23 protein-coding genes are annotated in these 23,075 nt (G+C 71.6%); 18 read left to right on the top strand and 5 right to left on the bottom strand.

Annotated features, from left to right (window positions below; genetic code table 11):
• Nucleotides 1-9 precede the first annotated feature (9 nt).
• Nucleotides 10-2,148: a transketolase gene (gene tkt, locus AB0I42_RS22625; RefSeq protein WP_357539664.1), complete on the bottom strand. Its 2,139-nt coding sequence runs from the start codon at nucleotides 2,146-2,148 to the stop codon at nucleotides 10-12.
• 321 nt (nucleotides 2,149-2,469) lie between these two features.
• Between tkt and AB0I42_RS22620 the strand changes: the two genes are divergently transcribed.
• The 3 genes from AB0I42_RS22620 (at nucleotide 2,470) to AB0I42_RS22610 (ending at nucleotide 4,886) form a co-directional block, all read left to right on the top strand.
• Nucleotides 2,470-3,411 carry a heme o synthase gene (locus tag AB0I42_RS22620; protein WP_357539698.1) on the top strand — a complete coding sequence of 314 codons (942 nt, stop codon included), beginning with the start codon at nucleotides 2,470-2,472 and terminating at the stop codon, nucleotides 3,409-3,411.
• A gap of 231 nt (nucleotides 3,412-3,642) precedes the next feature.
• On the top strand, nucleotides 3,643-3,969 hold the full coding sequence (locus AB0I42_RS22615; RefSeq protein ID WP_357539662.1) for a hypothetical protein: 327 nt from the start codon (nucleotides 3,643-3,645) through the stop codon (nucleotides 3,967-3,969).
• A 5-nt stretch (nucleotides 3,970-3,974) separates the two neighbouring features.
• On the top strand, nucleotides 3,975-4,886 hold the full coding sequence (locus AB0I42_RS22610) for a hypothetical protein (RefSeq protein ID WP_357539660.1): 912 nt from the start codon (nucleotides 3,975-3,977) through the stop codon (nucleotides 4,884-4,886).
• A gap of 190 nt (nucleotides 4,887-5,076) precedes the next feature.
• Here the strand turns inward: AB0I42_RS22610 and AB0I42_RS22605 are convergent, their stop codons facing one another.
• The gene (locus tag AB0I42_RS22605; RefSeq protein ID WP_357539658.1) at nucleotides 5,077-6,048 is read right to left on the bottom strand and encodes a COX15/CtaA family protein; all 972 of its coding nucleotides are present in this window, start codon (nucleotides 6,046-6,048) and stop codon (nucleotides 5,077-5,079) included.
• Nucleotides 6,049-6,181: 133 nt separating this feature from the next.
• Here AB0I42_RS22605 and AB0I42_RS22600 point away from each other — a divergent pair, with 133 nt between their 5' ends.
• Genes AB0I42_RS22600 through AB0I42_RS22565 form a run of 8 tightly spaced genes read left to right on the top strand, consistent with a single transcriptional unit; the run spans nucleotide 6,182 to nucleotide 12,827 of the window.
• Complete coding sequence (locus tag AB0I42_RS22600) at nucleotides 6,182-6,922, top strand: metalloregulator ArsR/SmtB family transcription factor (RefSeq protein WP_357539696.1); 741 nt, start codon at nucleotides 6,182-6,184, stop codon at nucleotides 6,920-6,922.
• The gene (gene sufB, locus AB0I42_RS22595; RefSeq protein ID WP_357539656.1) at nucleotides 6,919-8,352 is read left to right on the top strand and encodes a Fe-S cluster assembly protein SufB; all 1,434 of its coding nucleotides are present in this window, start codon (nucleotides 6,919-6,921) and stop codon (nucleotides 8,350-8,352) included. The genes AB0I42_RS22600 and sufB overlap by 4 nt, the downstream gene beginning before the upstream one ends.
• Nucleotides 8,353-8,398: 46 nt before the next feature.
• The gene (gene sufD, locus AB0I42_RS22590; protein ID WP_357539654.1) at nucleotides 8,399-9,541 is read left to right on the top strand and encodes a Fe-S cluster assembly protein SufD; all 1,143 of its coding nucleotides are present in this window, start codon (nucleotides 8,399-8,401) and stop codon (nucleotides 9,539-9,541) included.
• A complete protein-coding gene (locus tag AB0I42_RS22585; protein ID WP_357539652.1) occupies nucleotides 9,541-9,879 on the top strand; it encodes a non-heme iron oxygenase ferredoxin subunit in 339 nt (112 codons plus the stop codon). Before sufD ends, AB0I42_RS22585 begins: the two co-directional genes overlap by 1 nt.
• A complete protein-coding gene (sufC, locus tag AB0I42_RS22580) occupies nucleotides 9,876-10,646 on the top strand; it encodes a Fe-S cluster assembly ATPase SufC (protein WP_357539650.1) in 771 nt (256 codons plus the stop codon). The genes AB0I42_RS22585 and sufC overlap by 4 nt, the downstream gene beginning before the upstream one ends.
• 23 nt (nucleotides 10,647-10,669) lie before the next feature.
• The gene (locus tag AB0I42_RS22575; RefSeq protein WP_357539648.1) at nucleotides 10,670-11,974 is read left to right on the top strand and encodes a cysteine desulfurase; all 1,305 of its coding nucleotides are present in this window, start codon (nucleotides 10,670-10,672) and stop codon (nucleotides 11,972-11,974) included.
• Complete coding sequence (gene sufU / locus AB0I42_RS22570) at nucleotides 11,974-12,432, top strand: Fe-S cluster assembly sulfur transfer protein SufU (RefSeq protein WP_357539646.1); 459 nt, start codon at nucleotides 11,974-11,976, stop codon at nucleotides 12,430-12,432. Before AB0I42_RS22575 ends, sufU begins: the two co-directional genes overlap by 1 nt.
• A complete protein-coding gene (locus AB0I42_RS22565; protein ID WP_357539644.1) occupies nucleotides 12,429-12,827 on the top strand; it encodes a metal-sulfur cluster assembly factor in 399 nt (132 codons plus the stop codon). Before sufU ends, AB0I42_RS22565 begins: the two co-directional genes overlap by 4 nt.
• Nucleotides 12,828-13,059: 232 nt before the next feature.
• On the opposite strand, the gene AB0I42_RS22560 is transcribed toward AB0I42_RS22565, so the two are convergent.
• Nucleotides 13,060-13,755 carry a DNA alkylation repair protein gene (locus AB0I42_RS22560; protein ID WP_357539642.1) on the bottom strand — a complete coding sequence of 232 codons (696 nt, stop codon included), beginning with the start codon at nucleotides 13,753-13,755 and terminating at the stop codon, nucleotides 13,060-13,062.
• Nucleotides 13,756-13,886: 131 nt separating this feature from the next.
• On the opposite strand from AB0I42_RS22560, the gene AB0I42_RS22555 reads away from it, so the two are divergent.
• Nucleotides 13,887-14,531, top strand: a complete 645-nt coding sequence (locus AB0I42_RS22555) for an acVLRF1 family peptidyl-tRNA hydrolase (protein WP_357539640.1) — start codon at nucleotides 13,887-13,889, stop codon at nucleotides 14,529-14,531.
• Between the two features lie 46 nt (nucleotides 14,532-14,577).
• On the opposite strand, the gene AB0I42_RS22550 is transcribed toward AB0I42_RS22555, so the two are convergent.
• Entirely contained in the window at nucleotides 14,578-15,507 is a 930-nt protein-coding gene (locus tag AB0I42_RS22550) for a neutral zinc metallopeptidase (RefSeq protein WP_357539638.1), read from the bottom strand.
• Nucleotides 15,508-15,846: 339 nt separating this feature from the next.
• On the opposite strand from AB0I42_RS22550, the gene AB0I42_RS22545 reads away from it, so the two are divergent.
• From AB0I42_RS22545 to AB0I42_RS22535, 3 genes are all read left to right on the top strand, one after another.
• Nucleotides 15,847-17,451: an ABC-F family ATP-binding cassette domain-containing protein gene (locus tag AB0I42_RS22545; RefSeq protein ID WP_357539636.1), complete on the top strand. Its 1,605-nt coding sequence runs from the start codon at nucleotides 15,847-15,849 to the stop codon at nucleotides 17,449-17,451.
• Nucleotides 17,452-17,671: 220 nt separating this feature from the next.
• On the top strand, nucleotides 17,672-17,899 hold the full coding sequence (locus tag AB0I42_RS22540; protein ID WP_212820725.1) for a helix-turn-helix domain-containing protein: 228 nt from the start codon (nucleotides 17,672-17,674) through the stop codon (nucleotides 17,897-17,899).
• 46 nt (nucleotides 17,900-17,945) lie between these two features.
• Nucleotides 17,946-18,722, top strand: a complete 777-nt coding sequence (locus AB0I42_RS22535) for an enoyl-CoA hydratase/isomerase family protein (RefSeq protein ID WP_357539634.1) — start codon at nucleotides 17,946-17,948, stop codon at nucleotides 18,720-18,722.
• A 17-nt stretch (nucleotides 18,723-18,739) separates the two neighbouring features.
• On the opposite strand, the gene AB0I42_RS22530 is transcribed toward AB0I42_RS22535, so the two are convergent.
• A complete protein-coding gene (locus tag AB0I42_RS22530; protein ID WP_357539632.1) occupies nucleotides 18,740-19,696 on the bottom strand; it encodes an EamA family transporter in 957 nt (318 codons plus the stop codon).
• A 184-nt stretch (nucleotides 19,697-19,880) separates the two neighbouring features.
• On the opposite strand from AB0I42_RS22530, the gene AB0I42_RS22525 reads away from it, so the two are divergent.
• The 3 genes from AB0I42_RS22525 to AB0I42_RS22515 all read left to right on the top strand — a co-directional run bounded on the left by AB0I42_RS22525 (nucleotide 19,881) and on the right by AB0I42_RS22515 (nucleotide 22,980).
• A complete protein-coding gene (locus tag AB0I42_RS22525) occupies nucleotides 19,881-21,854 on the top strand; it encodes an ABC transporter ATP-binding protein (RefSeq protein WP_357539694.1) in 1,974 nt (657 codons plus the stop codon).
• 90 nt (nucleotides 21,855-21,944) lie between these two features.
• Entirely contained in the window at nucleotides 21,945-22,388 is a 444-nt protein-coding gene (locus AB0I42_RS22520) for a DUF6234 family protein (RefSeq protein WP_357539630.1), read from the top strand.
• 181 nt (nucleotides 22,389-22,569) lie between these two features.
• A complete protein-coding gene (locus tag AB0I42_RS22515; RefSeq protein ID WP_357539628.1) occupies nucleotides 22,570-22,980 on the top strand; it encodes a hypothetical protein in 411 nt (136 codons plus the stop codon).
• Nucleotides 22,981-23,075 lie beyond the last annotated feature (95 nt).

The raw sequence follows: 23,075 nt of genomic DNA, 5'->3' as shown, positions 1-23,075 counted from the left end.
ACAGTCCCCTCAGTTGCCGGTGGTGGTGCCGGTGATGGCGCCCACCCGGGTCAGCGACGCGTGGGCGGCCGCGACGACGTTGTCGGCGGTGAACCCGAACTGCTCGTAGAGCACCTTGTACGGCGCGCTCGCCCCGTAGTGCTCCAGACTGACCGATTCGCCGCAGTCGCCGACCAGGTCCCGCCACGACATGGCGATCCCGGCCTCCACGCTCACCCGTGCCTTTACCCCGCGGGGCAGGACCGACTCCCGGTAGGCCTCGTCCTGGGCCCGGAACCACTCCTGGCACGGCATCGACACGACCCGGGTCGGGGTGCCGTCGGCCTCCAGCCGCTCGCGGGCGGCGAGGCAGACCTCGACCTCGGAGCCGGTGCCGATCAGGATGACCTGGGGCTGGGCGTTCGACGCGTCGGCCAGGACGTAGCCGCCCTTGGCGGTCCCCTCCGGCCCGGCGAGCGACGTGCGGTCCAGCACCGGCACGTTCTGCCTGGTCAGAGCGAGGGCGGTGGGACGGTCGGTGTGTTCGAGGGCCTGCCGCCAGGCCCAGGCGGTCTCGTTGGCGTCGGCGGGGCGGACCACGTCGAGGCCGGGGATGGCGCGCAGCGCCGACAGGTGCTCCACCGGCTGGTGGGTCGGCCCGTCCTCGCCCAGGCCGATCGAGTCGTGGGTCCAGACGTAGACGACCGGTAGCTTCATCAGCGCCGCGAGCCGGACGGCGGGGCGCATGTAGTCGCTGAACACCAGGAAGGTGCCGCCGTAGGGGCGGGTGCCGCCGTGCAGCGTGATGCCGTTGAGGATGGCGCCCATGGCGTGCTCACGGATGCCGAAGTGCAGGGTGCGGCCGTACGGGTTGCCGGGGAACTCCCTGGTCGCGTGCTCGGCCGGCACGAACGACGGCTCGCCCTTCATGGTGGTGTTGTTGCTCTCCGCCAGGTCGGCGGAGCCGCCCCACAGCTCGGGCAGCACCGGGGCGAGGGCGTTGAGGACCTGGCCGGAGGCGGCCCGGGTGGCGATCGGCTTGGCGTCCGCCGGCCACGCCGGCAGCGCGTCGGTCCAGCCCGCCGGCAGCGTACGCGTCGACATCCGCTGGTAGAGCGCGGCCCGCTCGGCGTCGGCCTTCTTCCAGGCGTCGAACTCGGTCTGCCACTTCGCGGCGGCGGCCCGGCCGCGGTCGAGGGCCTCGCGGGCGTGGGCGAGCACCTTGTCGTCGACGGCGAAGGTCTGCGCCGGGTCGAAGCCGAGCAGTTCCTTGGTGGCGGCGACCTCGTCGGCGCCGAGCGCCGATCCGTGGATCTTGCCGGTGTTCCGCTTGTTGGGAGCCGGCCAGCCGATGATGGTGCGCAGCGCGATGAACGACGGCCGGTCGGTGTCGGCCTTGGCGGCCAGCAGCGCGGCGTACAGCGCCTCGACGTCCTCGTGGTAGTCGTCCTGGTCGGCGTCGCCGCGCCGCCAGTCGACGGTCTGCACGTGCCAGCCGTACGCCGCGTAGCGGGCGGCGACGTCCTCGCTCTTGGCGATCCGGGTGTCGTCCTCGATCGAGATCTCGTTGTCGTCGTAGATCAGGACGAGGTTGCCGAGCTGCTGGTGGGCGGCGAGGGCGCTCGCCTCGTGGCTGATGCCCTCCTCGATGTCGCCGTCGGAGGCGATGCACCAGATGTGGTGGTCGAAGAGGGACTGCCCGGCCGGGGCGTCGGGGTCGAACAGGCCGCGTTCGCGGCGGGCCGCCATCGCCATGCCGACCGCGTTCCCGACGCCCTGCCCGAGCGGACCGGTGGTGGTCTCGACGCCGTTGGTGTGGCCGTGCTCGGGGTGACCCGGGGTGAGCGAGCCCCACTGCCGAAGAGACTGGAGGTCCTCCAGGCCGAGCCCGAAGCCGTTGAGGAAGAGTTGGACGTAGAGGGTGAGGCTGGAGTGGCCGGCCGACAGCACGAACCGGTCCCGGCCCGCCCAGTGCGCATCGGCCGGGTTGTGCCGCATGACGCGGTTGAACAGCAGGTATGCGACGGGTGCCAGGCTCATCGCCGTGCCCGGGTGGCCGTTGCCGGATTTCTCGACGGCGTCGACGGCCAACACCCGCGCGGTGTCGACGGCCCGGCGGTCCAGCTCGGACCAGTTGAGTGGGGCAGGCTCGGATCGGTTGGCAGCCACGATGATTTGTGCTCCTCGGCAGGTGGGCGGAACCCTCTTTCGTGACCCTATCGAGCGAGGCTAAACATCCGTACGCCGAACTCGCCTGTCCGGCGCGTCGGGGCGGGCCGCGCCGCCGCGACACGCCCTAACACGGTGTGACCGGCCGCACCTATACCGGGTGGCCCAAGCTGCGCAAACGGTGGCGCGTACGCTGTCGGTCGGCACGGTGACCTTGCGGGTCACCCCGCCGCCCCGAACTCCCGCGCCGATGCCGGAAGGTGGCAATCCGTGAGCATGATCACCGAGCGCCCTGTCCACGGTAGGGCGTCTGGTGCCCAGATCGGCGCCGGGCCGGTCACGGGGGAGGGAACGGCCGTTGACGGCACGCCCGCCGGCCGGGCGCGGGGCCGCGACATCGCCGGGGTGGTCCGGGCGTACGTCTCGCTGACCAAGCCCCGCATCGTCGAACTGCTCCTGGTGACCACCGTGCCGGCGATGATGCTGGCGGCCGGTGGCCTGTCGTCGCTGTGGCTGGTCGCCGTCGTGCTGGTCGGCGGCTCGCTCGCGGCGGGCGCGGCCAACGCGCTCAACTGCTACATCGACCGGGACATCGACCAGCTGATGCGGCGGACGAAGCGCCGGCCGCTGCCGACCCACGTGGTGGCGCCGAAGCAGGCGCTGGTCTTCGGGCTGGTGCTCGCCGCGGTGTCGGTGACGATCATGGCGGTCTTCACCAACTGGCTGGCGACGCTGCTGACGCTCGGCGCGATCGCCTACTACGACCTCGTCTACACGATGTGGCTCAAGCGCACCACGCCGATGAACACGTTCTGGGGCGGGGTGTGCGGGTCGGCGCCGGTGCTGATCGGCTGGGCGGCGGTGACCGGGTCACTGTCGCCGGCGGCGTGGGCGCTGTTCGCGGTGGTGTTCTTCTGGCAGATGCCGCACTTCTACGCCCTGGCCATCAAATACAAGGACGACTACGCGCGGGCCAGCATCCCGATGCTGCCGGTGGTCGCCTCGGCCCGCCGGGTCAACGCCGAGATCCTGCTCTTCTCCTGGCTCACCGTGGCCGCCTCGCTGGTCGTCTGGCCGCTCGGGATGTCGCCGATCTACGGCGCGACCGCGGTGGTGCTCGGCGGCATCTTCCTGCTCGAGGCGCACCGCCTGGTCGGTCGTTCCCGGCGGGGCGAGCCGTTGCGGCCGATGCGGCTGTTCCACTGGTCGACGACCTACCTGACGGTGTTGTTCATCGCGGTGGCCCTCGACGCCCTGCTCTGAGGCTGTCCGTTCTGCCACTGTCCGGCGCTGAACCGCCTGATTGTTCCGGCCGCTTGTCCAACATGTGACACGAGTTAATCAGTGCCCGTTTTGGTCACTCGGTATCAACCGGTTTGTCACGAAAAATCCACTCAGAACAGCGGCGTGGCGTCTTAAACATCGAGGTAATGGGCATCACAAACACCGCCTCGTTTCTGCGCGTGTCGTTGCCGGTCTGCTTACGCTCGCGTCATGGCAGATGGTTCCGATACGACCCTGACGACCGCTCCGATCCAGACCCCCGCGGGCCTCGTCACCGGTTTGAAGTCTTTCGTCGCCGAGCACGGCGGGGCGAAGGCAGTCATCGAGTACGTGGGCAAGCGCGGGGCACGGATCGTGCTGGTGGGGCAGGACGGGGTCTGGGGGGACCAGTTCGCCACCGACACGATGGTCGCCCGGCAGGCGTGCGCGACCGCCGGCGTCGAGGTGGAGAACGAGTGGGAGCGGGAGCTGATGGACCAGATGCGCCCCAGCAACGACCTGTGGCGTTCGATGGGCCGCCGGGCCATGTCACGCTAGGGACCATGATCCAATCCGAGACTCCGCTGAAGGCGGCCCGGGACTCCCGGGTCGCCTTCGTCACCTGCGCCGAACTTCCCGACCTGGATCCCGACGACCGCCCGGCGTACGACGCCCTGGTCCGGCGGGGCGTGGCCGTCGACATGGTGTCCTGGGACGCCGACGTCGACTGGGCCGGCTACGGCCTCGCCGTACTGCGTTCGCCGTGGGACTACGTCGCGCGCCGCGACGAGTTCGTCGCCTGGGCGGCCACCGTGCCCGGACTGGCCAACCCGGCCGACGTCGTGGCCTGGAACACCGACAAGCGCTACCTGCGCGAGCTGGCCGCCGGCGGGGCACCGGTGGTCGCCACCACCTGGCTGGAACCCGCCGACACCTGGTCGCCCCCGTCCACCGGGGAATACGTCGTCAAACCGGCGGTCAGCGCCGGCAGCCGAGACACCGGCCGCTACCTGCTCGACGACGCCGAACACCGGCGGCTCGCGGCGGCGCACGCCGCCCGCCTCGGCGCGGCCGGACGGCTCACCATGGTGCAGCCCTACCTGTCGGCGGTCGACACGGTCGGTGAGGCGGCACTGGTGTTCCTGAACGGGCCGGACGGGCTCACGTTCAGCCACAGCATCCGCAAGGGGGCGATGCTGACCGGACCCGACCTCGGTGGCGACGAGCTGTACAAGGAGGAGAAGATCTCGGCGCGTACCGCCACCGCGGCCGAACTGGCCGTCGCCGCCCGGGTGCTCGACCTGGTGCCGGGTGGGCCGGACCGGCTGCTCTACGCCCGGGTCGACCTGATTCCCGACGTCGACGGCAGCCCGCTGCTGGTCGAGTTGGAGCTGACCGAGCCGTCGCTGTTCTTCCCGTACGCCGACGGCGCCGCCGAGCGCTTCGCCGACGCGGTCGTCGGCCGGCTGGACTGACCGGCTGGGCCGACCCGCCTGCCGTTCGCCAGGGCACCTGTGATCATCTGCTGCCCAGCAGCTCGACCCGCCGTACGGACCACGGCGGAACAGCTGACGATCACCACCGCCACGTCAGGGCGCGGGGGTGGCGGCCGGGGTTGACGCGCCATCGGAGCGACCGGCCGCGCCGGTGTAGCGGGAGGGCCGGTCAGCCGGCCGGTGCGAGTTCCCGGTCGGCCCGGGCCGCCGGGTCGCCGGGGCCGGCCGGCGGGGCGGTCACCGGCCCGACCGGCGGGCGTTCCCGGGTCGACCAGAGCACCGCCAGGGTGGCCAGCCAGACCAGGCAGGCCCCGAGCATGTGCAGTCCGACCAGCAGCACCGGCAGTTCGGTGAGGTACTGCACGAAGCCGAGCACGCCCTGCGCCAACTCCACCACCAGCAGCACCACGGCCGCCCGGACGGCCCCCGGCGGGGCGCCGACGGCCTTCAGGGCCAGCCACAGCGCCACCGAGAGGCCGATGAGCAGGAACACCAGGTCGGCGTGGACCTGCGAGATGGTCTCCGGGTCCAGGCCGTTGCGTTCGGCGTCGGCGTCGCCGGCATGCGGTCCGCTGCCGGTGACCAGCGTGCCGATCACGATCACCGCGGCGCTGACCGCCGTGGTGATCCAGACCAGCGCGTACATCGGCCCGGGTACGGTGCGTACCTTCGGCCCGTCGGACTCGCCGATCCGCCGCCAGAGCGCGTACGTCAGCAACAGCAGCGCCATCGAGCCCACGAAGTGGATGCCGACGATCATCGGGTGCAGGTCGGTGTGCACGGTGATGCCGCCGATGACCGCCTGCACGGCGATGCCGACGAGCACGGCCAGGGCGAGCAGCACCAGCGAGCGCCGGCGCGGCCGGTGCAGCAGCACGGCGACCAGTGCGGCCAGGGCCACGGCACCGACGGCGAAGGTCAACAGGCGGTTGCCGAACTCGATGGCACCGTGGATGCCCATCTCGGCGGTGGAGACGTACGACTCGTCGGTGCAGCGTGGCCAGGTCGGGCAGCCGAGTCCCGACGCGGTCAGCCGGACGGCCCCGCCGGTGACGACGATTCCGACGTTGGCGATGATCGAGGCCAGCGCGATCCGCCGGACCAGCGACGGGCGCACCGTAAACCGGGCGGATTGGGTCACGGCGGCAATCCTACGTTCTGTAGTTTTCGGTCCTCCGTGCGGCCCGGTGGCCCGGGTGGTGTGGATCACGGGTGGCCGGTTGCGGGTCCGGGGCGAATTACGTAACGTTGCCGTTGTGAAAAACGCGGTGGCGGTGACTACCAACGCCTCGGCGGCCGGGCCGGCCGCCGGCGCCGCCGCATCCGCGCCGACCGCCGACGGGCGCACCCGCGACCGGGTCCTCCAGCTCCTGCTGGCCCACGGCGCGGCCACCGCCGCCCAGCTCGGCGCCGAGTTGGGGCTCAGCCCGGCCGCGATCCGCCGGCACCTCGACGCCCTGCTCGCCGACGGCGACGTCGTCGCCCGTGAGCAGTCGGTGCGCGGGCACCGGGGCCGGGGCCGCCCGGCCAAGGTCTTCGTGCTGACCGACGCGGCGCGGCTGCGTTGCGGCCGGCACACCTACGACGGGATGGCCACCGCGGCGCTGCGCTGGATCGCCCGCACCGGCGGCGCCGCGGCCGTCGACTCGTTCGCCGCCGAGCAGGTCGCCGACCTGGAGGCACGCTGCCGCACGGCGATGGAGGACGCCGGCGACGACCCGCTGGCCCGGGCCGAGGCCCTCGCCACGGTGCTGACCGCCGAGGGCTACGCTGCCAACGCGTCCACGATCGCCTCGGGCGGCCAGTTGTGCCAGCACCACTGCCCGGTGGCCCATGTGGCCGCCGAGTTTCCCCAGTTGTGCGAGGCCGAGACCGCGGTCATCTCCCGCCTGATCGGTTCCCACGTGCAGCGCCTCGCCACGATCGCCCACGGCGACGGGGTGTGCACGACGCACATCCCGGCTCAGCCGGGTGGACCGCACACCACTGCCAACCCTGTGAGGACAGATAGATGACCGAGCAGATCGTCCAGCCCGTCGTCACCCAGGAGGAGCACCTTGCCGCCCTGGGCAAGTACGAATACGGCTGGGCCGACTCCGACGTGGCCGGGGCATCCGCCCAGCGTGGCCTCAACGAGGCGGTGGTGCGTGACATCTCCGCCAAGAAGAACGAGCCCGCCTGGATGCTCGACCTGCGCCTGAAGGGGCTTCGGCTCTTCGGCCGCAAGCCGATGCCGCACTGGGGCGCCGACCTGTCGGGCATCGACTTCGACAACATCAAGTACTTCGTCCGCTCCACCGAGAAGCAGGCCGCCAGCTGGGAGGACCTGCCCGAGGACATCAAGGCGACGTACGACCGGCTGGGCATTCCCGAGGCCGAGAAGCAGCGCCTGGTCGCCGGTGTCGCGGCGCAGTACGAGTCCGAGGTCGTCTACCACAAGATCCGCGAGGACCTCGAGGAGCAGGGTGTGGTGTTCCTCGACACCGACACCGCCCTCAAGGAGCACGAGGACATCTTCAAGGAATACTTCGGCACCGTGATCCCGGTCGGCGACAACAAGTTCGCCGCGCTGAACACCTCGGTGTGGTCCGGCGGCTCGTTCATCTACGTGCCGAAGGGCGTGCACGTGGAGATCCCGCTGCAGGCGTACTTCCGGATCAACACCGAGAACATGGGCCAGTTCGAGCGGACCCTGATCATCGTCGACGAGGGTGCCTACGTGCACTACGTCGAGGGCTGCACCGCGCCGATCTACTCGTCCGACTCGCTGCACAGCGCGGTCGTCGAGATCATCGTGAAGAAGAACGCCCGCTGCCGTTACACGACCATCCAGAACTGGTCGAACAACGTCTACAACCTGGTCACCAAGCGGGCGGTCTGCCACGAGGGCGCGACCATGGAGTGGATCGACGGCAACATCGGGTCCAAGGTGACCATGAAGTACCCCGCCGTCTACATGACCGGCCCGCACGCCAAGGGCGAGGTGCTGTCCGTGGCGATGGCCGGCGAGGGCCAGCACCAGGACGCCGGCGCCAAGATGGTGCACGCCGCCCCGCACACCTCCAGCACGATCGTGTCCAAGTCGATCGCCCGCGGCGGTGGCCGCACGTCGTACCGGGGTCTGATCCAGGTCCTGGAGGGCTCGCACCACAGCCGGTCGACGGTGAAGTGCGACGCGCTCCTGGTCGACACCATCTCCCGTTCCGACACCTACCCCTACGTCGACATCCGCGAGGACGACGTGGCGATGGGGCACGAGGCGACCGTCTCCAAGGTCAGCGACGACCAGCTCTTCTACCTGATGAGCCGTGGCCTGAGCGAGGACGAGGCGATGGCGATGATCGTGCGTGGCTTCATCGAGCCGATCGCCAAGGAACTGCCGATGGAATACGCCCTGGAGCTGAACCGCCTGATCGAGCTGCAGATGGAGGGCGCGGTCGGCTGACGCCGCCCGCACCGGTGACCTTTCGCGAGACGAGACCAAGGACGAGATGACAACCGAAGCCATCGCGCCGCCCAAGACCAAGTCGCAGGCGCTGCGTTCGTACGACGTCGCGGACTTCCCGGCCCTGACCGGCCTGGAGGAGGAGTGGCGGTTCACGCCACTCAAGCGCCTGCGCGGCCTGGCCACCGGGGTGCCGGCGGCGACCGTCAAGGTCGAGCACGAGTACGGCCAGTTGCCGGCGGGGGTCGGCGTGTCCACCGTCGACCGGACCGACCCGCGGATCGGCAGCGTGCTGACACCGTTCGACCGGATCAGCGCGCTCGCCCACGGCGGCGCCGGTCAGGCGCTGCTGGTCACCGTCGACGCCGACGCGGTCGTCACCGAGCCGGCACTGGTCAAGGTGGTCGGCGGCGGCGCCGAAGGCGTCGCCTTCGGGCACACGTTCGTCGAGGTCGGCCGCTTCGCCGAGGTCACGCTCGTGCTGGAGCACGTCGGCTCGGCGACGCTGGCCGACAACGTCGAGGTGGCGGTCGCCGACGGGGCGAAGCTCACCCTGGTGACGGTGACCGACTGGGCCGCCGACTCGGTCCAGGCCCAGCACGTCAAGGTCCGGCTCGGCCGCGACGCGCGGGTGACGCACGTGCAGGTGACCCTCGGCGGCGACCTGGTCCGGCAGTTCACCAGCGTCGAATACACCGGTCGCGGCGGCGAGGCGGAGCTGTACGGCCTCTACTTCGCCGACGCCGGCCAGCACCTGGAGCACCGGCAGCTGGTCGACCACACGGCGCCCGACTGCCGCAGCGACGTGGGCTACCGCGGGGCGTTGCAGGGCGACGGGGCGCACACCGTCTGGGTCGGCGACGTGCTGATCCAGGCCGAGGCGACCGGCACCGAGACGTACGAGATCAACCGGAACCTGCTGCTCACCGACGGGGCGCGGGCCGACTCGGTGCCCAACCTGGAGATCGAGACCGGTGAGGTCGCCGGCGCCGGACACGCCAGCGCGACCGGCCGGTTCGACGACGAGCACCTGTTCTACCTGATGGCCCGGGGCATTCCGGAGGCCGAGGCCCGCAAGCTCGTGGTCCGGGGCTTCTTCGCCGAGCTGATCAACAAGATTCCGGTCGAGGAGCTGCGCGAGCGGCTCGGCCAGGCGATCGAGGACCGGCTGGCGCGGGCGGGAGCCTGATGTCGGACTTCATCCGGATCTGCGCGGTCGAGGACATTCCGAAGGCCAGCGCCGTACGCGCCGACGTCGACGGCACCGAGATCGCCGTCGTGCACACCGAGGACGGCGAGTTCCACGCGGTGTACGACGAGTGCTCGCACGCCGCGGTCGCGCTGTCCGAGGGTGAGATCGACGGCTGCACGATCGAGTGCTGGCTGCACGGCTCGCGTTTCGACCTGCGTACCGGCGAGCCCACCGGGCTGCCCGCCACCGAACCCGTACCCGTCTATCCCGTCGACGTACGCGACGGCGACATCTACGTCAGTCTCACGCCCACCAATGGAGTAACGGCACCATGAGCGTTCTGGAGATTCGTGACCTACAGGTGTCGGTCAAGCTGCCCGAGGGCGAGCTGAAGCCGATCCTGGCCGGGGTGAACCTGACCGTGAAGGCGGGGGAGACCCACGCCATCATGGGCCCGAACGGGTCCGGCAAGTCGACGCTGGCCTACTCGATCGCCGGCCACCCCAAGTACGAGATCACCGGCGGCACGGTGACCCTCGACGGCGACGACGTCCTGGCGATGACCGTCGACGAGCGGGCCCGCGCCGGCCTCTTCCTGGCCATGCAGTACCCGGTCGAGGTGCCCGGCGTCTCGGTCGCCAACTTCCTGCGTACGGCGAAGACCGCGGTCGACGGCGAGGCGCCGAAGCTGCGCACCTGGGCCGGTGAGCTGCGTGGCGCCATGGAGCGCCTGCAGATGGACCCGGCGTTCGCCCAGCGCAACGTCAACGAGGGCTTCTCCGGCGGCGAGAAGAAGCGGCACGAGATCGTGCAGCTCGAACTCCTCAAGCCGAAGGTGGCGATCCTCGACGAGACCGACTCCGGCCTCGACATCGACGCCCTGCGGGTGGTCAGCGAGGGCGTCAACCGGGTGCGGTCGACCGGCGACACCGGCCTGCTGCTGATCACGCACTACACCCGGATCCTGCGCTACATCAAGCCGGACTTCGTGCACGTCTTCGTCGCCGGCCGGATCGTCGAGGAGGGCGGCCCGGAGCTGGCCGAGAAGCTCGAGGCCGAAGGCTACGAGCGCTACGTCGCCGGCGCCGGCGCGGCGGCCTGAGCGCCGGTCCGCGAGAAGTCCCGATGACCGTCATCGCCATCCCGCCGGGCATGCCGCAGTACGACGACGTGCCGCGCTTCGACGTCGAGAAGATCCGCGCCGACTTCCCGATCCTGGACCGCCAGGTCAACGGGCACAAGCTGGTCTACCTGGACAGTGGGGCCACCTCGCAGCGGCCCCGCCAGGTGCTCGACGCGATCCGCGAGCACAACGAGCGGCACAACGGCAACGTGTCCCGGTCGGTGCACACCGTCGGCACCGAGGCGACCGAGGCGTACGAGGGCGCCCGGGCGAAGGTGGCGACGTTCATCGGCGCCGCCAGCCCCGACGAGGTGGTGTTCACCAAGAACGCCACCGAGTCGATCAACCTGGTGGCGTACGCCTTCTCCAACGCCTCGGGCGACCCGGCCGCCGACCCGCGGTTCCGGCTCGGCCCCGGCGACGAGGTGGTGATCTCCGAGATGGAGCACCACTCCAACATCGTGCCGTGGCAGTTGCTGTGCCAGCGCACCGGAGCGACGCTGCGCTGGTTCCGGGTCACCGAGGCCGGCCGGCTCGACCTGACCCAGCTCGAGGAGCTGGTCAACGAGCGCACCAGGCTGGTGTCGTACGCGCTGGTCTCCAACGTGCTCGGCACGGTCAACCCGACGTCGGCGATCACCGCCCGGGCCCGTGAGGTCGGCGCCCTGGTGATGCTCGACGCGTCGCAGGCGGTGCCGCACCTGCCGGTCGACGTCGCCGACCTCGGCGTCGACTTCCTGGCCTTCACCGGGCACAAGATGTGCGGGCCGACCGGCATCGGTGCGCTGTGGGGGAGGGCGGAACTGCTCGACGCGATGCCGCCGTTCCTCGGCGGCGGGTCGATGATCGAGACGGTGACGCTGGAACGGTCGACGTTCGCGGCGGCACCGGCGAAGTTCGAGGCCGGCACCCCGCCGATCGCCGAGGCGGTCGGCCTCGGCGCGGCCGTCGACTACCTGTCCGCGGTCGGGATGCGGGCGATCCAGTGGCACGAGAAGGAGCTGACCGCGTACGCGCTCGACGCGCTGTCGACCGTGCCCGGCCTGCGGATCTTCGGGCCGAAGGTCCCGGTCGGGCGGGGCGGCACGCTGTCGTTCGGCTTCGACGGGGTGCACCCGCACGACGTCGGCCAGGTGCTCGACGCGCACGGGATCGAGGTCCGGGTCGGTCACCACTGCGCCCGACCGCTCTGCGTGCGCTACGGGGTACCGGCGATGACCCGCGCGTCGTTCTACCTCTACACGACCACGGACGAGGTCGACGCCCTGGTGCGCGGCCTCGACCAGGTGCGGAAGGTGTTCGGCTGATGCAGCTCGACCAGCTCTACCAGGAGATCATCCTGGACCACTACAAGCACCCGCACGGGCGCGGCCTGCGCGAGCCGTACGGCGGCGAGGCGCACCACGTCAACCCGACCTGCGGCGACGAGGTGACGGTCCGGGTCGCCGTCGCCGGCGACGTGCTCGGCGACATCTCGTACGACGGCATGGGCTGCTCGATCAGCCAGGCCTCGGCGAGCGTGCTGCACGAGCTGCTCTCCGGCCGGGGCGCCGCCGACGCGTTCACGGTCCACGAGGCGTTCGTGGAGCTGCTGTCCGGGCGTGGCCAGGTCACCCCCGACGAGGAAGTACTGGGCGACGGGGTGGCGTTCGCGGGCGTTGCCCGCTACCCGGCCCGGGTCAAATGCGCGCTGCTGCCGTGGATGGCGTTCAAGGACGCGGCGGCGCGCGCCGGTGTGGGCGCGAGCCCGGAGGTGAAAGCATGAGCACGGACGAAACCGGCGCTACGACGCCGGCGGAGACGCCGGGGGTGGCGACCGCCCCGGCGGAGGTTTCGAAGGCAGCGATCGCCGATGTCGAAGAGGCGATGAAGGACGTCGTCGACCCCGAGCTCGGCATCAACGTCGTCGACCTCGGCCTGGTCTACGGGGTCCACGTCGACGACGAGAACGTGGCGACCCTGGACATGACGCTGACGTCGGCGGCCTGCCCGCTGACCGACGTGATCGAGGACCAGACCCGGCAGGCGCTGACCACCGGTCCGGGTGGCGGCCTGGTGCAGGACTTCCGGATCAACTGGGTGTGGCTGCCGCCGTGGGGCCCCGACAAGATCACCGACGAGGGTCGCGATCAGCTGCGGGCTCTCGGTTTCAACGTCTGACGTATAGCGATCGGGCGCCGGGCGAGCCTGCCCGGCGCCCGATCGATTTTTCGGTGGTGGCCGGCCACGGCGGCCCGGCCAGCGTCTGCGGCGTGATCACCTCCGCCGACGCGGACCGGTCCCGGGTCGGCTGCGACGGGCCGGGTCGTGACGGGCTGGCGGTGACCCGCCTGCCCGGCTCAGCGTCGAGGCGCGCCGGCACGGGCTGGATCATCCGGCCCGGCTGCGGCGTTCAGCCGATGTTCCTCAACGCCTCGCGCGCCGACAGCGGCGCCAGCCGCGACCGGTGCGCGACCACGAAGGCGCGGACCGCCTCCGGGTCGGTGCGGGCATATTCGCGCAGCGCCCAGCCGATCGCCTTGCGGACGAAGAAGTCGGGGTGGCCGGCCTGCCGTACGCAGTACCGGAACAGCCGCCCGGCGTCGGTCGCCTCCCGGTAGCCCAGTTGGTGCAGGACCGCCGTACGCACCAGCCACGGATCGTCGTCGCCGATCCAGCCGTCCATCGCCGGCACCAGCTCCGGATGTGCGGCGACAAGTGGCCCGACCAGGTGCACCGCCAGCGGGTCGATGGTGTCCCACCACGACCTCGTGGTGATCAGTTCGCGGGCGGTCGACAGGAACCCGGCCGAGCAGACCCGGGCGTGCCGGCGCAGCCAGTCGCAGGCGAAGTACTGGTACTCGCGTTCCGGCAGCGTCCAGCAGCCGACGGCGACCGCCCGCAGGTCGGCCTCGTCCGGCCGGCCGAGCCCGGCCAGGACCTGCCGGCCCAGAACCGCCCGGGCCGGCGCCTGGATGCCCAGGAAGGGGAACCGGTCACGCATGTACGCGGCCATCTGCGCCCCGCGGGCCGGATCGGCGGCAGCGGCGTACACCGTCGTCAGCCGGGCCAGCACCTCGCTGGCCAGGGGTGGTGCCGCGTCGACCATGGCTAGATCCTGCCATCCGGGCGGCCCGGTACCGTCGACCGGATGGACGATCATCCGGAGGTGGACATGACCGTACGGACCGGCGCGCGCCGGCCGGGTCGGGCCGGCACCGCGCGGGGCGAGGGGGCCGGGTGACCGCCCGGCCGGCCGCCGGCGGCGGCCGCTGGGTCGACGTCGACCCCGGCCGGCTGGCCCGCTGGCTGGAGAACTTCACCGCCCGGCACGGTCCGCCCGCCGTCGAACCCACCGGGTACGGCCTGCTGCTGACCGCCCCGGACGGCGCCACCGCCGATCTGCACCCCCCGCCCGGCGCGGCCGGCACCGCCGACCTGCCGGGCTTCGTGGCCGCGGCCGGGGCAGCCCGCCGGATCGGCCTGCTGCTCGCCCGCAAGGCGGCGGTGGCGGTCGGCGTCGCCGACGGCACCCGGCTGGTCGAGTCGAAGGTCGACACCAGCTACGTGCAGAGCCGCACCGCCGCCGGCGGCTGGTCGCAGCAGCGGTTCGCCCGCCGCCGCGACAACCAGGCGAAGGCGGCCGCGGCCGGGGCGAGCGACATCGCCGTACGGCTGCTCCTGCCCGTCGCCGGCACGCTGGCCGCGCTCGTCTGTGGCGGCGACCGGCGTACGGTCGACACGATCCTCGAAGACCGGCGGCTGGCGCCGCTGCTGCCGCTGCGGTCCGACCGGCTGCTCGACGTCCCCGAGCCCCGGCGCGCGGTGCTGGTCGACGCGGTGGCCGCCGCCCGCGCGGTACGCGTCCTCGTCCGCGACCCGTGACAGGTTCCGCGACCCGCGTGTCACGGCCTTCGCGGAGCGCGGCCCGTCAGATGGCCCCGCCGAAGGTGTTGCAGGAGGTCGGGTCGCCGGTCTGGTAGCCGCGGCCGAACCACTCCTGCCGCTGCGCCGCCGTGCCGTGGGTGAACGACGACTCGTCGATCCGCCCGCCGGACCGCCCCTGGATCGTGTCGTCGCCGATCGCGGCCGCGGTGTCCAGACCCTCACGGATGTCCTGGTCGGTGATGCTGGTGAAGATCCGCTGCCCCTGGGCGTCGGCGGTGCCGGTCGCGTTCTTCGCCCACGCGCCGGCGTAGCAGTCGGCCTGCAACTCCAGGCGCACCGACAGCTCGTTGGCGTTGCGCGGGTCACGCTGCTGCTGGCGGCGCATCTGCGCCTCGGTGCCGAGCAGGGTCTGCACGTGGTGGCCGTACTCGTGGGCGACGACGTACGGCTGCGCGAACTCGCCGCCGGCGCCGAGCTGGTCGGCGAGCACCCGGTAAAAGGTCAGGTCGATGAAGACCTTGCGGTCGGCGGGGCAGTAGAACGGGCCGACGCCGGAGTCCGCGGTGCCGCAGCCGGTGTTGACCGCCTGCTCGAAGAAGACCGTGTCGGCCGGCTGGTACTGCCGGCCGAAGTGCTGCGGCAGCGCGGTACGCCAGTACGCCTGCACCGAGTTGACGTAGAGGGTGTTGCGGCAGTCGAGCTGGCGTAGCGCGTCGTCGGCCGCACACCGTTGGTCGATGGCCGCGTTGTCGCCCTGCTCCTCGCCACCGGTCAGCGCGTTGAGGCCGAAGCCGCCGCCGATGAGCGTGAACACGACGACGGCGATGAGAACGACCAGGCCGCCCTTGCCGCCACCGCCGCCCGGCAGCGGGATCGGCAGGCCGCCGATGCCCCCGCCGCCTCCGCCCCTGCCAGCGCCCCGCCGGTCCTCGATCTGGCTGGTGTCGATCCGCGCGTTCTCGTTCAGCTCCATGACGCCTGCTCGCTCCGTTCGCAGTCGCCATGTCCTCGACTGAGTCTGCTGTTTCGCTCGCTGCGCTCGCTCATGACGATCGCCCACTCCGTCCGCAGTCGCTCAGGACGACTCCCAGTCAATCCCGGCACCGTTCGAATCGTCATGGTGCCACTGCTTCGCCCACTACCCGATGATCTTGCCTGACAATCCGCTGGGAGGGCGCTCCCGCCACCCGGTACACTTTTCGCCGTGCTGCTCTGCCAAGGCTGAACCGCCCCGCGCCGACGGGTCAACCACCCGCCGGCGCTTCCGCGTGCCCGAGCCAGCCTTTCCGCCATCGAGAGCGAGCCCTTCGAAATGATCACTGCAACCGGTCTGGAACTGCGCGCCGGCTCCCGCATCCTGCTGTCCGACACCACGCTGCGCGTGCAGCCCGGTGACCGGATCGGCCTCGTGGGCCGCAACGGCGCAGGCAAGACCACCACCCTGAAGGTGCTCGCCGGTGAGGGCACCCCGTACGCCGGCCAGATCGACCGGCGCAGCGCGATCGGCTACCTGCCGCAGGACCCGCGTACCGGCGATCTCGAGGTCACCGCCCGCGACCGGGTGCTGTCCGCCCGCGGCCTCGACGTGCTGATGGCCCAGATGAAAGAGGTCGAGCAGCAGCTCGCCGACGGCGGCGACGACCGGCTCGTCCGCCGCTACGGGGCGCTGGAGGACCAGTTCGCCTCGCTCGGCGGGTACGCCGCCGAGGCCGAGGCGGCCCGCATCTGCGCCAACCTCGGCCTGCCCGACCGGGTCCTCGCCCAGACCATCGGCACCCTGTCCGGCGGCCAGCGCCGGCGCATCGAGCTGGCCCGGATCCTCTTCCGCGACGCCGGCGAGAACGGCGGCGGCATCCTGCTGCTCGACGAGCCGACCAACCACCTCGACGCCGACTCGATCACCTGGCTGCGCGGCTTCCTCGCCGGGCACAAGGGCGGCCTGATCGTGATCAGCCACGACGTGTCGCTGCTGGACGCGGTGGTCAACCGGGTCTGGTATCTGGACGCGACCCGGTCGGTGGTCGACACCTACAACGTCGGCTGGAAGACCTACCTGGAGCAGCGCGACACCGACGAGCGGCGGCGCCGCCGCGAGCGGGCCAACGCCGAGAAGAAGGCCGGCGCGCTGATGGCGCAGGCCGACAAGATGCGGGCCAAGGCGACCAAGACCGTCGCGGCGCAGAACATGGCCCGGCGCGCCGAGCGCCTGCTGTCCGGGCTGGACGAGGTGCGCGTCTCGGACAAGGTCGCCAAGGTACGGTTCCCGTCCCCGGCCGCCTGCGGCAAGACCCCGCTGACCGCGGCCGGCCTGTCGAAGTCGTACGGCTCGTTGGAGATCTTCACCGACGTCAACGTCGCGGTCGACCGCGGCTCCCGGGTCGCCATCCTGGGGCTCAACGGTGCCGGCAAGACCACCCTGCTGCGGATGCTCGGCGGCCTGCTGGAGCCCGACACCGGTGAGGTGCGGGCCGGGCACGGCCTGCGGCTGGGCTACTACGCGCAGGAGCACGAGACGCTCGACGTCGACCGTACGGTGCTCGACCACATGCGCAGCGCGGCGCTGGAGCAGACCGACACCGAACTTCGCAAGATCCTCGGTGCGTTCCTGTTCTCCGGCGAGGATGTCGACAAGCCGGCCGGGGTGCTGTCCGGCGGTGAGAAGACCCGGCTGGCACTGGCCACGCTCGTCTGCTCGGGCGCCAACGTGCTGCTGCTCGACGAGCCGACCAACAACCTCGACCCGGTCAGCCGGGAACAGGTGCTGGACGCGATCGCCAACTATCCGGGGGCGATCGTGCTGGTCACCCACGATCCGGGCGCGGTGACGGCGCTCAAGCCCGACCGGGCCATCCTGCTGCCCGACGGTGACGAGGACGCCTGGAGCGACGACCTGCTGGAACTGGTGGAGCTGGCCTGACCGGAGCGTTCCGCGTACGGGATGTGGGTGGCCACCGTGTGTCCGGTGAAATTTCAGTGGGGTGGGCACACTTGCGCTCACTGCGATACAGGTATCGGGTAGCCGACAGTGACGCGCGTGTCGGTTGGCGAACAGATGATATCTGGCGCATGATCGTTCGAGGCGGTCTAATAGGTGGGACCGCATCGAACCGCACAGTCTGGGACGTGAGGATTCCAACATGGCAGCCACTGGCACAGCCACCAGCACTGAGAAGGGTCGCCGGATCGTCGGGGCCGAGCGTCAGACGCTCGCCAAGGACCTTGTAAAGCGGTACACCTCGGGAGAGAGCATTCGTGCCCTGGCGGTCTCCACGGGCCGCTCCTACGGGTTCGTTCACCGGGTGCTCACCGAGTCCGGAGTGCAGTTGCGTCAGCGCGGCGGCGCCCGTCGTCGTAAGAAGGCGTGACCAACTCTTCAGCCTCTCCCGCCTCCGCCCACGCCAGGATCCCCCGGTGAGCACAGCGAGCGGAGTGCGACTCGACCGCGACGGGCCGGTCGCGACAGTGACGTTGTGCCGGCCCGACGTGCTCAACGCGCAGACGCCCGCGATGTGGGAGACGCTGCGCGAATTCTCCCGGCAACTCGCCGGCGACGTACGTGTGGTTGTGGTCCGCGGCGAGGGCCGGGCCTTCTCCGCGGGCCTCGACCTGTCGGTGGCCGGCGGCGCCGACCCCGATTCCGGTGGCGGCTCGTTCGCCGAACTGGCCCGGATGTCGCCCGAGGCGTGCGCCGACCGCATCGCCGAACTACAGGCCGGGTTCACCTGGCTGCACCGCCCTGACCTGATCTCGGTCGCGGCGGTCCAGGGGCACGCCATTGGCGCCGGCTTCCAGCTCGCGCTCGCCTGCGACCTGCGGGTCCTCGCCGACGACGCGAAGCTCTCGATGGCCGAGGTCACCCTCGGGCTCGTACCCGACCTGGCCGGCACGAAGCGACTGGTCGACCTGGTCGGCTATGCCCGGGCCCTGGAGATCTGCGTGACCGGGCGGCGCATCGACGCCGCCGAGGCCGACCGGCTCGGCCTGGCCAACGTGGTCGTGCCCCGCGCCGACCTCGACGCCGCCGTACGCGACCTGACCGCGGCGATCCTCGCCGGCAACCGGGACGCGGTCGTCGAGATCAAGGCGCTGCTCGCCGGCGCGGCCGGCCGGTCACCCGCCGACCAGCAGCGGGCCGAACGGGAGGCACAGACCCGTCGCCTGCGCGATCTCGCCGGCACCGCCGACTAGCGGGTACGACCCGGCCCTCAGCGGACCGGTTCCGGCCGGGAAGCCGGCTCCACCGCCGAAGCGGCCGCACCGGCGGCCCGCCGCCGACGAACCGGGACGGTGAGCACGGCCAGGCAGGCTCCGACCAGGCCGACGCCGAACCAGCCCGGGCCCGGCAGCCGCTCGCCGACGACGAGCACCGCGAGCACGGCCGCGACCGCCGGTTCGAAGAGCGACAGGGTCGTCGCGGCGCTGGCCGGTATGCGCGCCAGCCCCCAGCCGAAGAGCAGATAGCCGGCGAACATCGGCACGACCGCCAGGTAGGCGCCGACCGCCAGGTGCCGCCCCGAGTCGAGGAACGGGCCACCGGTCGCGACCAGGACCGGCATCAGCAGCAGCCCGCCGAGGCCGAAGGTCGCCCCCATCGCGGCCCGCGAGGAGAGGCCGCCGGCCATCAGCCGGTGCGCGGTCCACGAGTAGAGCGCGTAGGTGAGCCCGGCGAGCAGGCCGAGTACGGTCCCGGCCACCGGCCGGGGAGCCGTCGCGTCCGCGCCGCCCGCCGCCCGGGCCACGCAGAGCAGCACCGTTCCGGCCAGGCCCAGCCCGGCCCCGGCCAGCCAGTGCGTGGAGAGCCGGCGGCCGTCGGCGACCCGCTCGATCAGGGCCGAGGCCAGCGGCGCGGAGCCGATCGAGACGACGGTGCCCACCGCCACGCCGGCCAGCCGCATCGAGGTGTAGAAGGCCAGCGGGTAGACGGCGACGGACACCGCACCGGCCAGCACGACCGGCCACCGGGCGCGTAGCCGCATCCGGTCGCGGCGCAGGTGACCGGCGGCGACGAGAGCCTGGAGCAGGCCGCCGACGCCCATCGCCGCGGCACCGATGGCCAGCGACCCGACCGCCGGGGCGAGGCTCGCCGCGGTGCCGGTGGTGCCCCACAGCAGCGAGGCCGCCAGGACGCACAGCGCGCCCAGACCGGCGGCGCGGTCGGTCACGGGGTCTCCAACGGGATCAGGACGATGGCTCGGGCGGGTGGCAAGTCTAGCCACGGCCGGATAGCGGTCCGTGATCATGCCGACAGGGCGGATGCGGAAGGAACGGGTTGTTTCCCGGGTTGTCGTAGGTGTCGGGAAAACTGGACCCGACCCACAGACGACGGAGGTGCCGGTGACCCACGCGATGTCCGGGGCGGGCGGTGGCATGGGCGGTTGGAACATGCTGCGCTCGATGCGCGACAAGGACGCGGTCGACAAGCACCGGCTGACCCGGGGGACCGCCCGACGCATCGTCGCCTTCGCCCGGCCCTACCGGGTCGACATCACCGTCTTCCTGGTCACCGTGGTCATCGCCGCCGTCATCGGGGTCGCCACCCCGGTCCTCGCCGGTGACGTCATCAACACCATCACCGGCGGCGGCCCGGAGGCCGGGGCCACGGTCGTCCGGCTCGCGCTGTTCATCGCCGGCCTGGCGATCGCCGACGCGATCCTGCAACTGGTGCAGCGCTGGTTCTCCGCCCGGATCGGCGAGGGCATCATCCTCGACCTGCGCAGCCGGGTCTACGACCACGTGCAGCGGATGCCGTTGCAGTTCTTCAACCGCACCCAGACCGGCGCCCTGGTCAGCCGGCTCAACAACGACGTACTGGGGGCCCAGCGGGCCTTCACCTCGACCCTGTCCGGCGTGGTCAGCAACGTCATCCAGCTCGTGCTGACCGCCGCGGTCATGTTCACCCTGTCGTGGCAGATCACCGCGTTGTCCCTGGTCCTCCTGCCGATCTTCATCCTGCCCGCGCGCCGGGTCGGGCGCCGGCTGGCCGAGATCACCCGGGAGTCGTACGACCTGGACGCGAAGATGAACGCCACGATGACCGAGCGGTTCGGCGTCGCCGGCGCGCTGCTGGTCAAGCTCTTCGCCCGGCCCGAGATCGAGGCGCGACGCTTCGAGCAGCGCGCCGAACGGGTCCGCGACATCGGCATCCAGTCGGCGATGTACTCCCGCACCTTCTTCGTCGCCATGCTCCTGGTCGCCTCGCTCGCGCAGGCGCTCACCTACGGCCTCGGCGGCTGGCTCGCCGTCACCGGCTCGGTCAGCGCCGGCACCGTGGTGACCCTCGCCCTCCTGCTCACCCGCCTCTACGGGCCGCTGACCGCGCTGTCGAACGTGCGCGTCGACGTGATGAGCGCGCTCGTCTCGTTCGACCGGGTCTTCGAGGTGCTCGACCTGAAGCCGGCCATCGCCGAGAAGGCCGACGCCGCCGAGATCCCGGCCGGCTCCGGGCATCTGGAGTTCCGCGACGTGTGGTTCCGCTACCCGAGCGCGGCCGAGGTCTCGCTCGCCTCGCTGGAGAGCGTCGCGGCGCTGGACCGTACCGAGTCCGACCCGGTGCTGCGCGGGGTCAGCTTCACCGTCCGGCCCGGCCGGATGGTCGCCCTGGTCGGCCCGTCCGGCGCCGGCAAGTCGACCACCTCGATGCTCGTCTCCCGGGTCTACGACGCCACCGACGGCGCCGTCCTGGTCGGCGGGGTCGACGTGCGCGACGCCACGCTCGACTCGCTGCGCGACACCATCGGCGTCGTCACCCAGGACGCGCACCTCTTCCACGAGTCGATCGCCGAGAACCTGCGCTACGCCAAACCCGACGCCACCGAGGACGAGATGTGGGCCGCCCTACGTGGCGCCCAGGTCGCCGACCTCGTCCGGTCCCTGCCCGACGGCCTCGAGACGACCGTGGGGGAGCGCGGCTACCGGTTCTCCGGCGGCGAGAAGCAGCGCATCGCGATCGCCCGGATGCTGCTCAAGGCCCCGTCGATCGTGATCCTCGACGAGGCAACCGCACACCTCGACTCCGAGTCCGAGGCGGCCGTGCAGCGGGCGCTGACGACCGCGCTGTCGGGGCGTACGGCCCTGGTGATCGCACACCGGCTGTCGACGGTGCGCGAGGCCGACGAGATCCTGGTGCTCGACGGCGGCCGGATCGTGGAGCGTGGCCGGCACGACGAACTCGTGGCCGCCGGCGGCCTGTACGCCGAGCTTTACCGGACCCAGTTCGCGGTCGCCGACTCGCCGCCGCGCTACGTCGACGACCCCGAGCCGGTGGTCACCGTCCCGACCCGCGACTACGTGTCCGGCGACGCCCTCGGCCCGACCTCGTAGCCGCCGCGCCGGGCAAGAGTACGCGTACCCGGTGCCGCCGGGTCGCGGTGCGGCCGTGCCGGTCGGCGGGCACCGCATAGCGTCGGCGGCATGGATAGGACGCCGACGGGGGTACGGCAGCGCCCGGGATGGCCGGTCGCCGCCGTACTGCTCCTGACCCTGGCCTGGCTGGCCGCGCTGGCGCTGATCGCCTACCTGTACATCGGGGTCGGCCTGGAGTCCTGGGCGGCCAGCTACAACGACGCCGACGAAGCCGCCGCCGCGGACCGTGCCCAGCGGAGCTACACGCTCGCCATGTACTTCTGCCTCACCCTCTTCGTGGGGCCCGTCCTCACGGCGGTCGTGGCGGCGGTCGGTGGGCTGCGCCGCACCGCCATCGGGTACGGCGTCGTCGCGGTGCCGCTCGCCGGGCTGGCCCTGGCCGGCTGTGCCCTGACCGTGCGGGACGCCGATCCCGGCCCGCAGGCACCGCCCCCGCCGCCCGGTCACTGCGTGCCGCTCAGCGGCAGCGATAACCGCTGCCCCGGCGGCTGACGGCCGGACTGACCCCGCACCCGGCGGCCGGATGGCCTCGATCGTCTGCTGTTCAGACAGCCGACACGCCGTCCCGGCGGTGCCTGAACAGCAGACGATCATGACGACTGTGCCCCGGCGGACCGCTCAGATGGGTTCGGCCAGCGGATAGCCTCTGCACCGTCGAGAGTGGGGAGGTCCGGTGGGTCAGAAGGTGCTCAGGCAGATCGGCTACTGGCATGGCCCGTGGGCGGAGGAGGGATGGCCGGACGTCCGGAAATTCATCGCCTCGGAACCCGATGCCGAGCAGCGGCGATCTGTGGTCGCATACCTGCGGTCGGGAACAGAGTTCGTCGCGGCCGCGGGGTTCTCGCTGTGCCGGATCTGCGGAGCGACCAACGGCAGCACCGAGTTGACCGACGGTCAACACTTCGTATGGCCCGCCGGCCTGGCGCACTACGTCGAGGCGCACGATGTCAGGTTGCCCGGTGACGTTGTCGCCGTCGCCGTTCAAGGCCCTGCCCGCGCGGTCGACGCGCTCGAGTTCGAACGCGCACTCTTCGAGACGGGTGAGCTGACCATCGACGTTCAATGGTGGCGCGGCCTGCGCTGATCTCGACGCCGCGTCGACTGCGCGGGCGGCGCAGTGCCGCGGCGGTCCGATCCAGGACCATGTGCGGCAGCCGCGGGGGGAGCATCCGGCGAGCA

The sequence above is a fragment of the Polymorphospora sp. NPDC050346 genome (assembly GCF_040655695.1).
GTDB lineage: Bacteria > Actinomycetota > Actinomycetes > Mycobacteriales > Micromonosporaceae > Polymorphospora > Polymorphospora lycopeni.
This window is presented reverse-complemented; position numbering and strand designations above follow the sequence as displayed.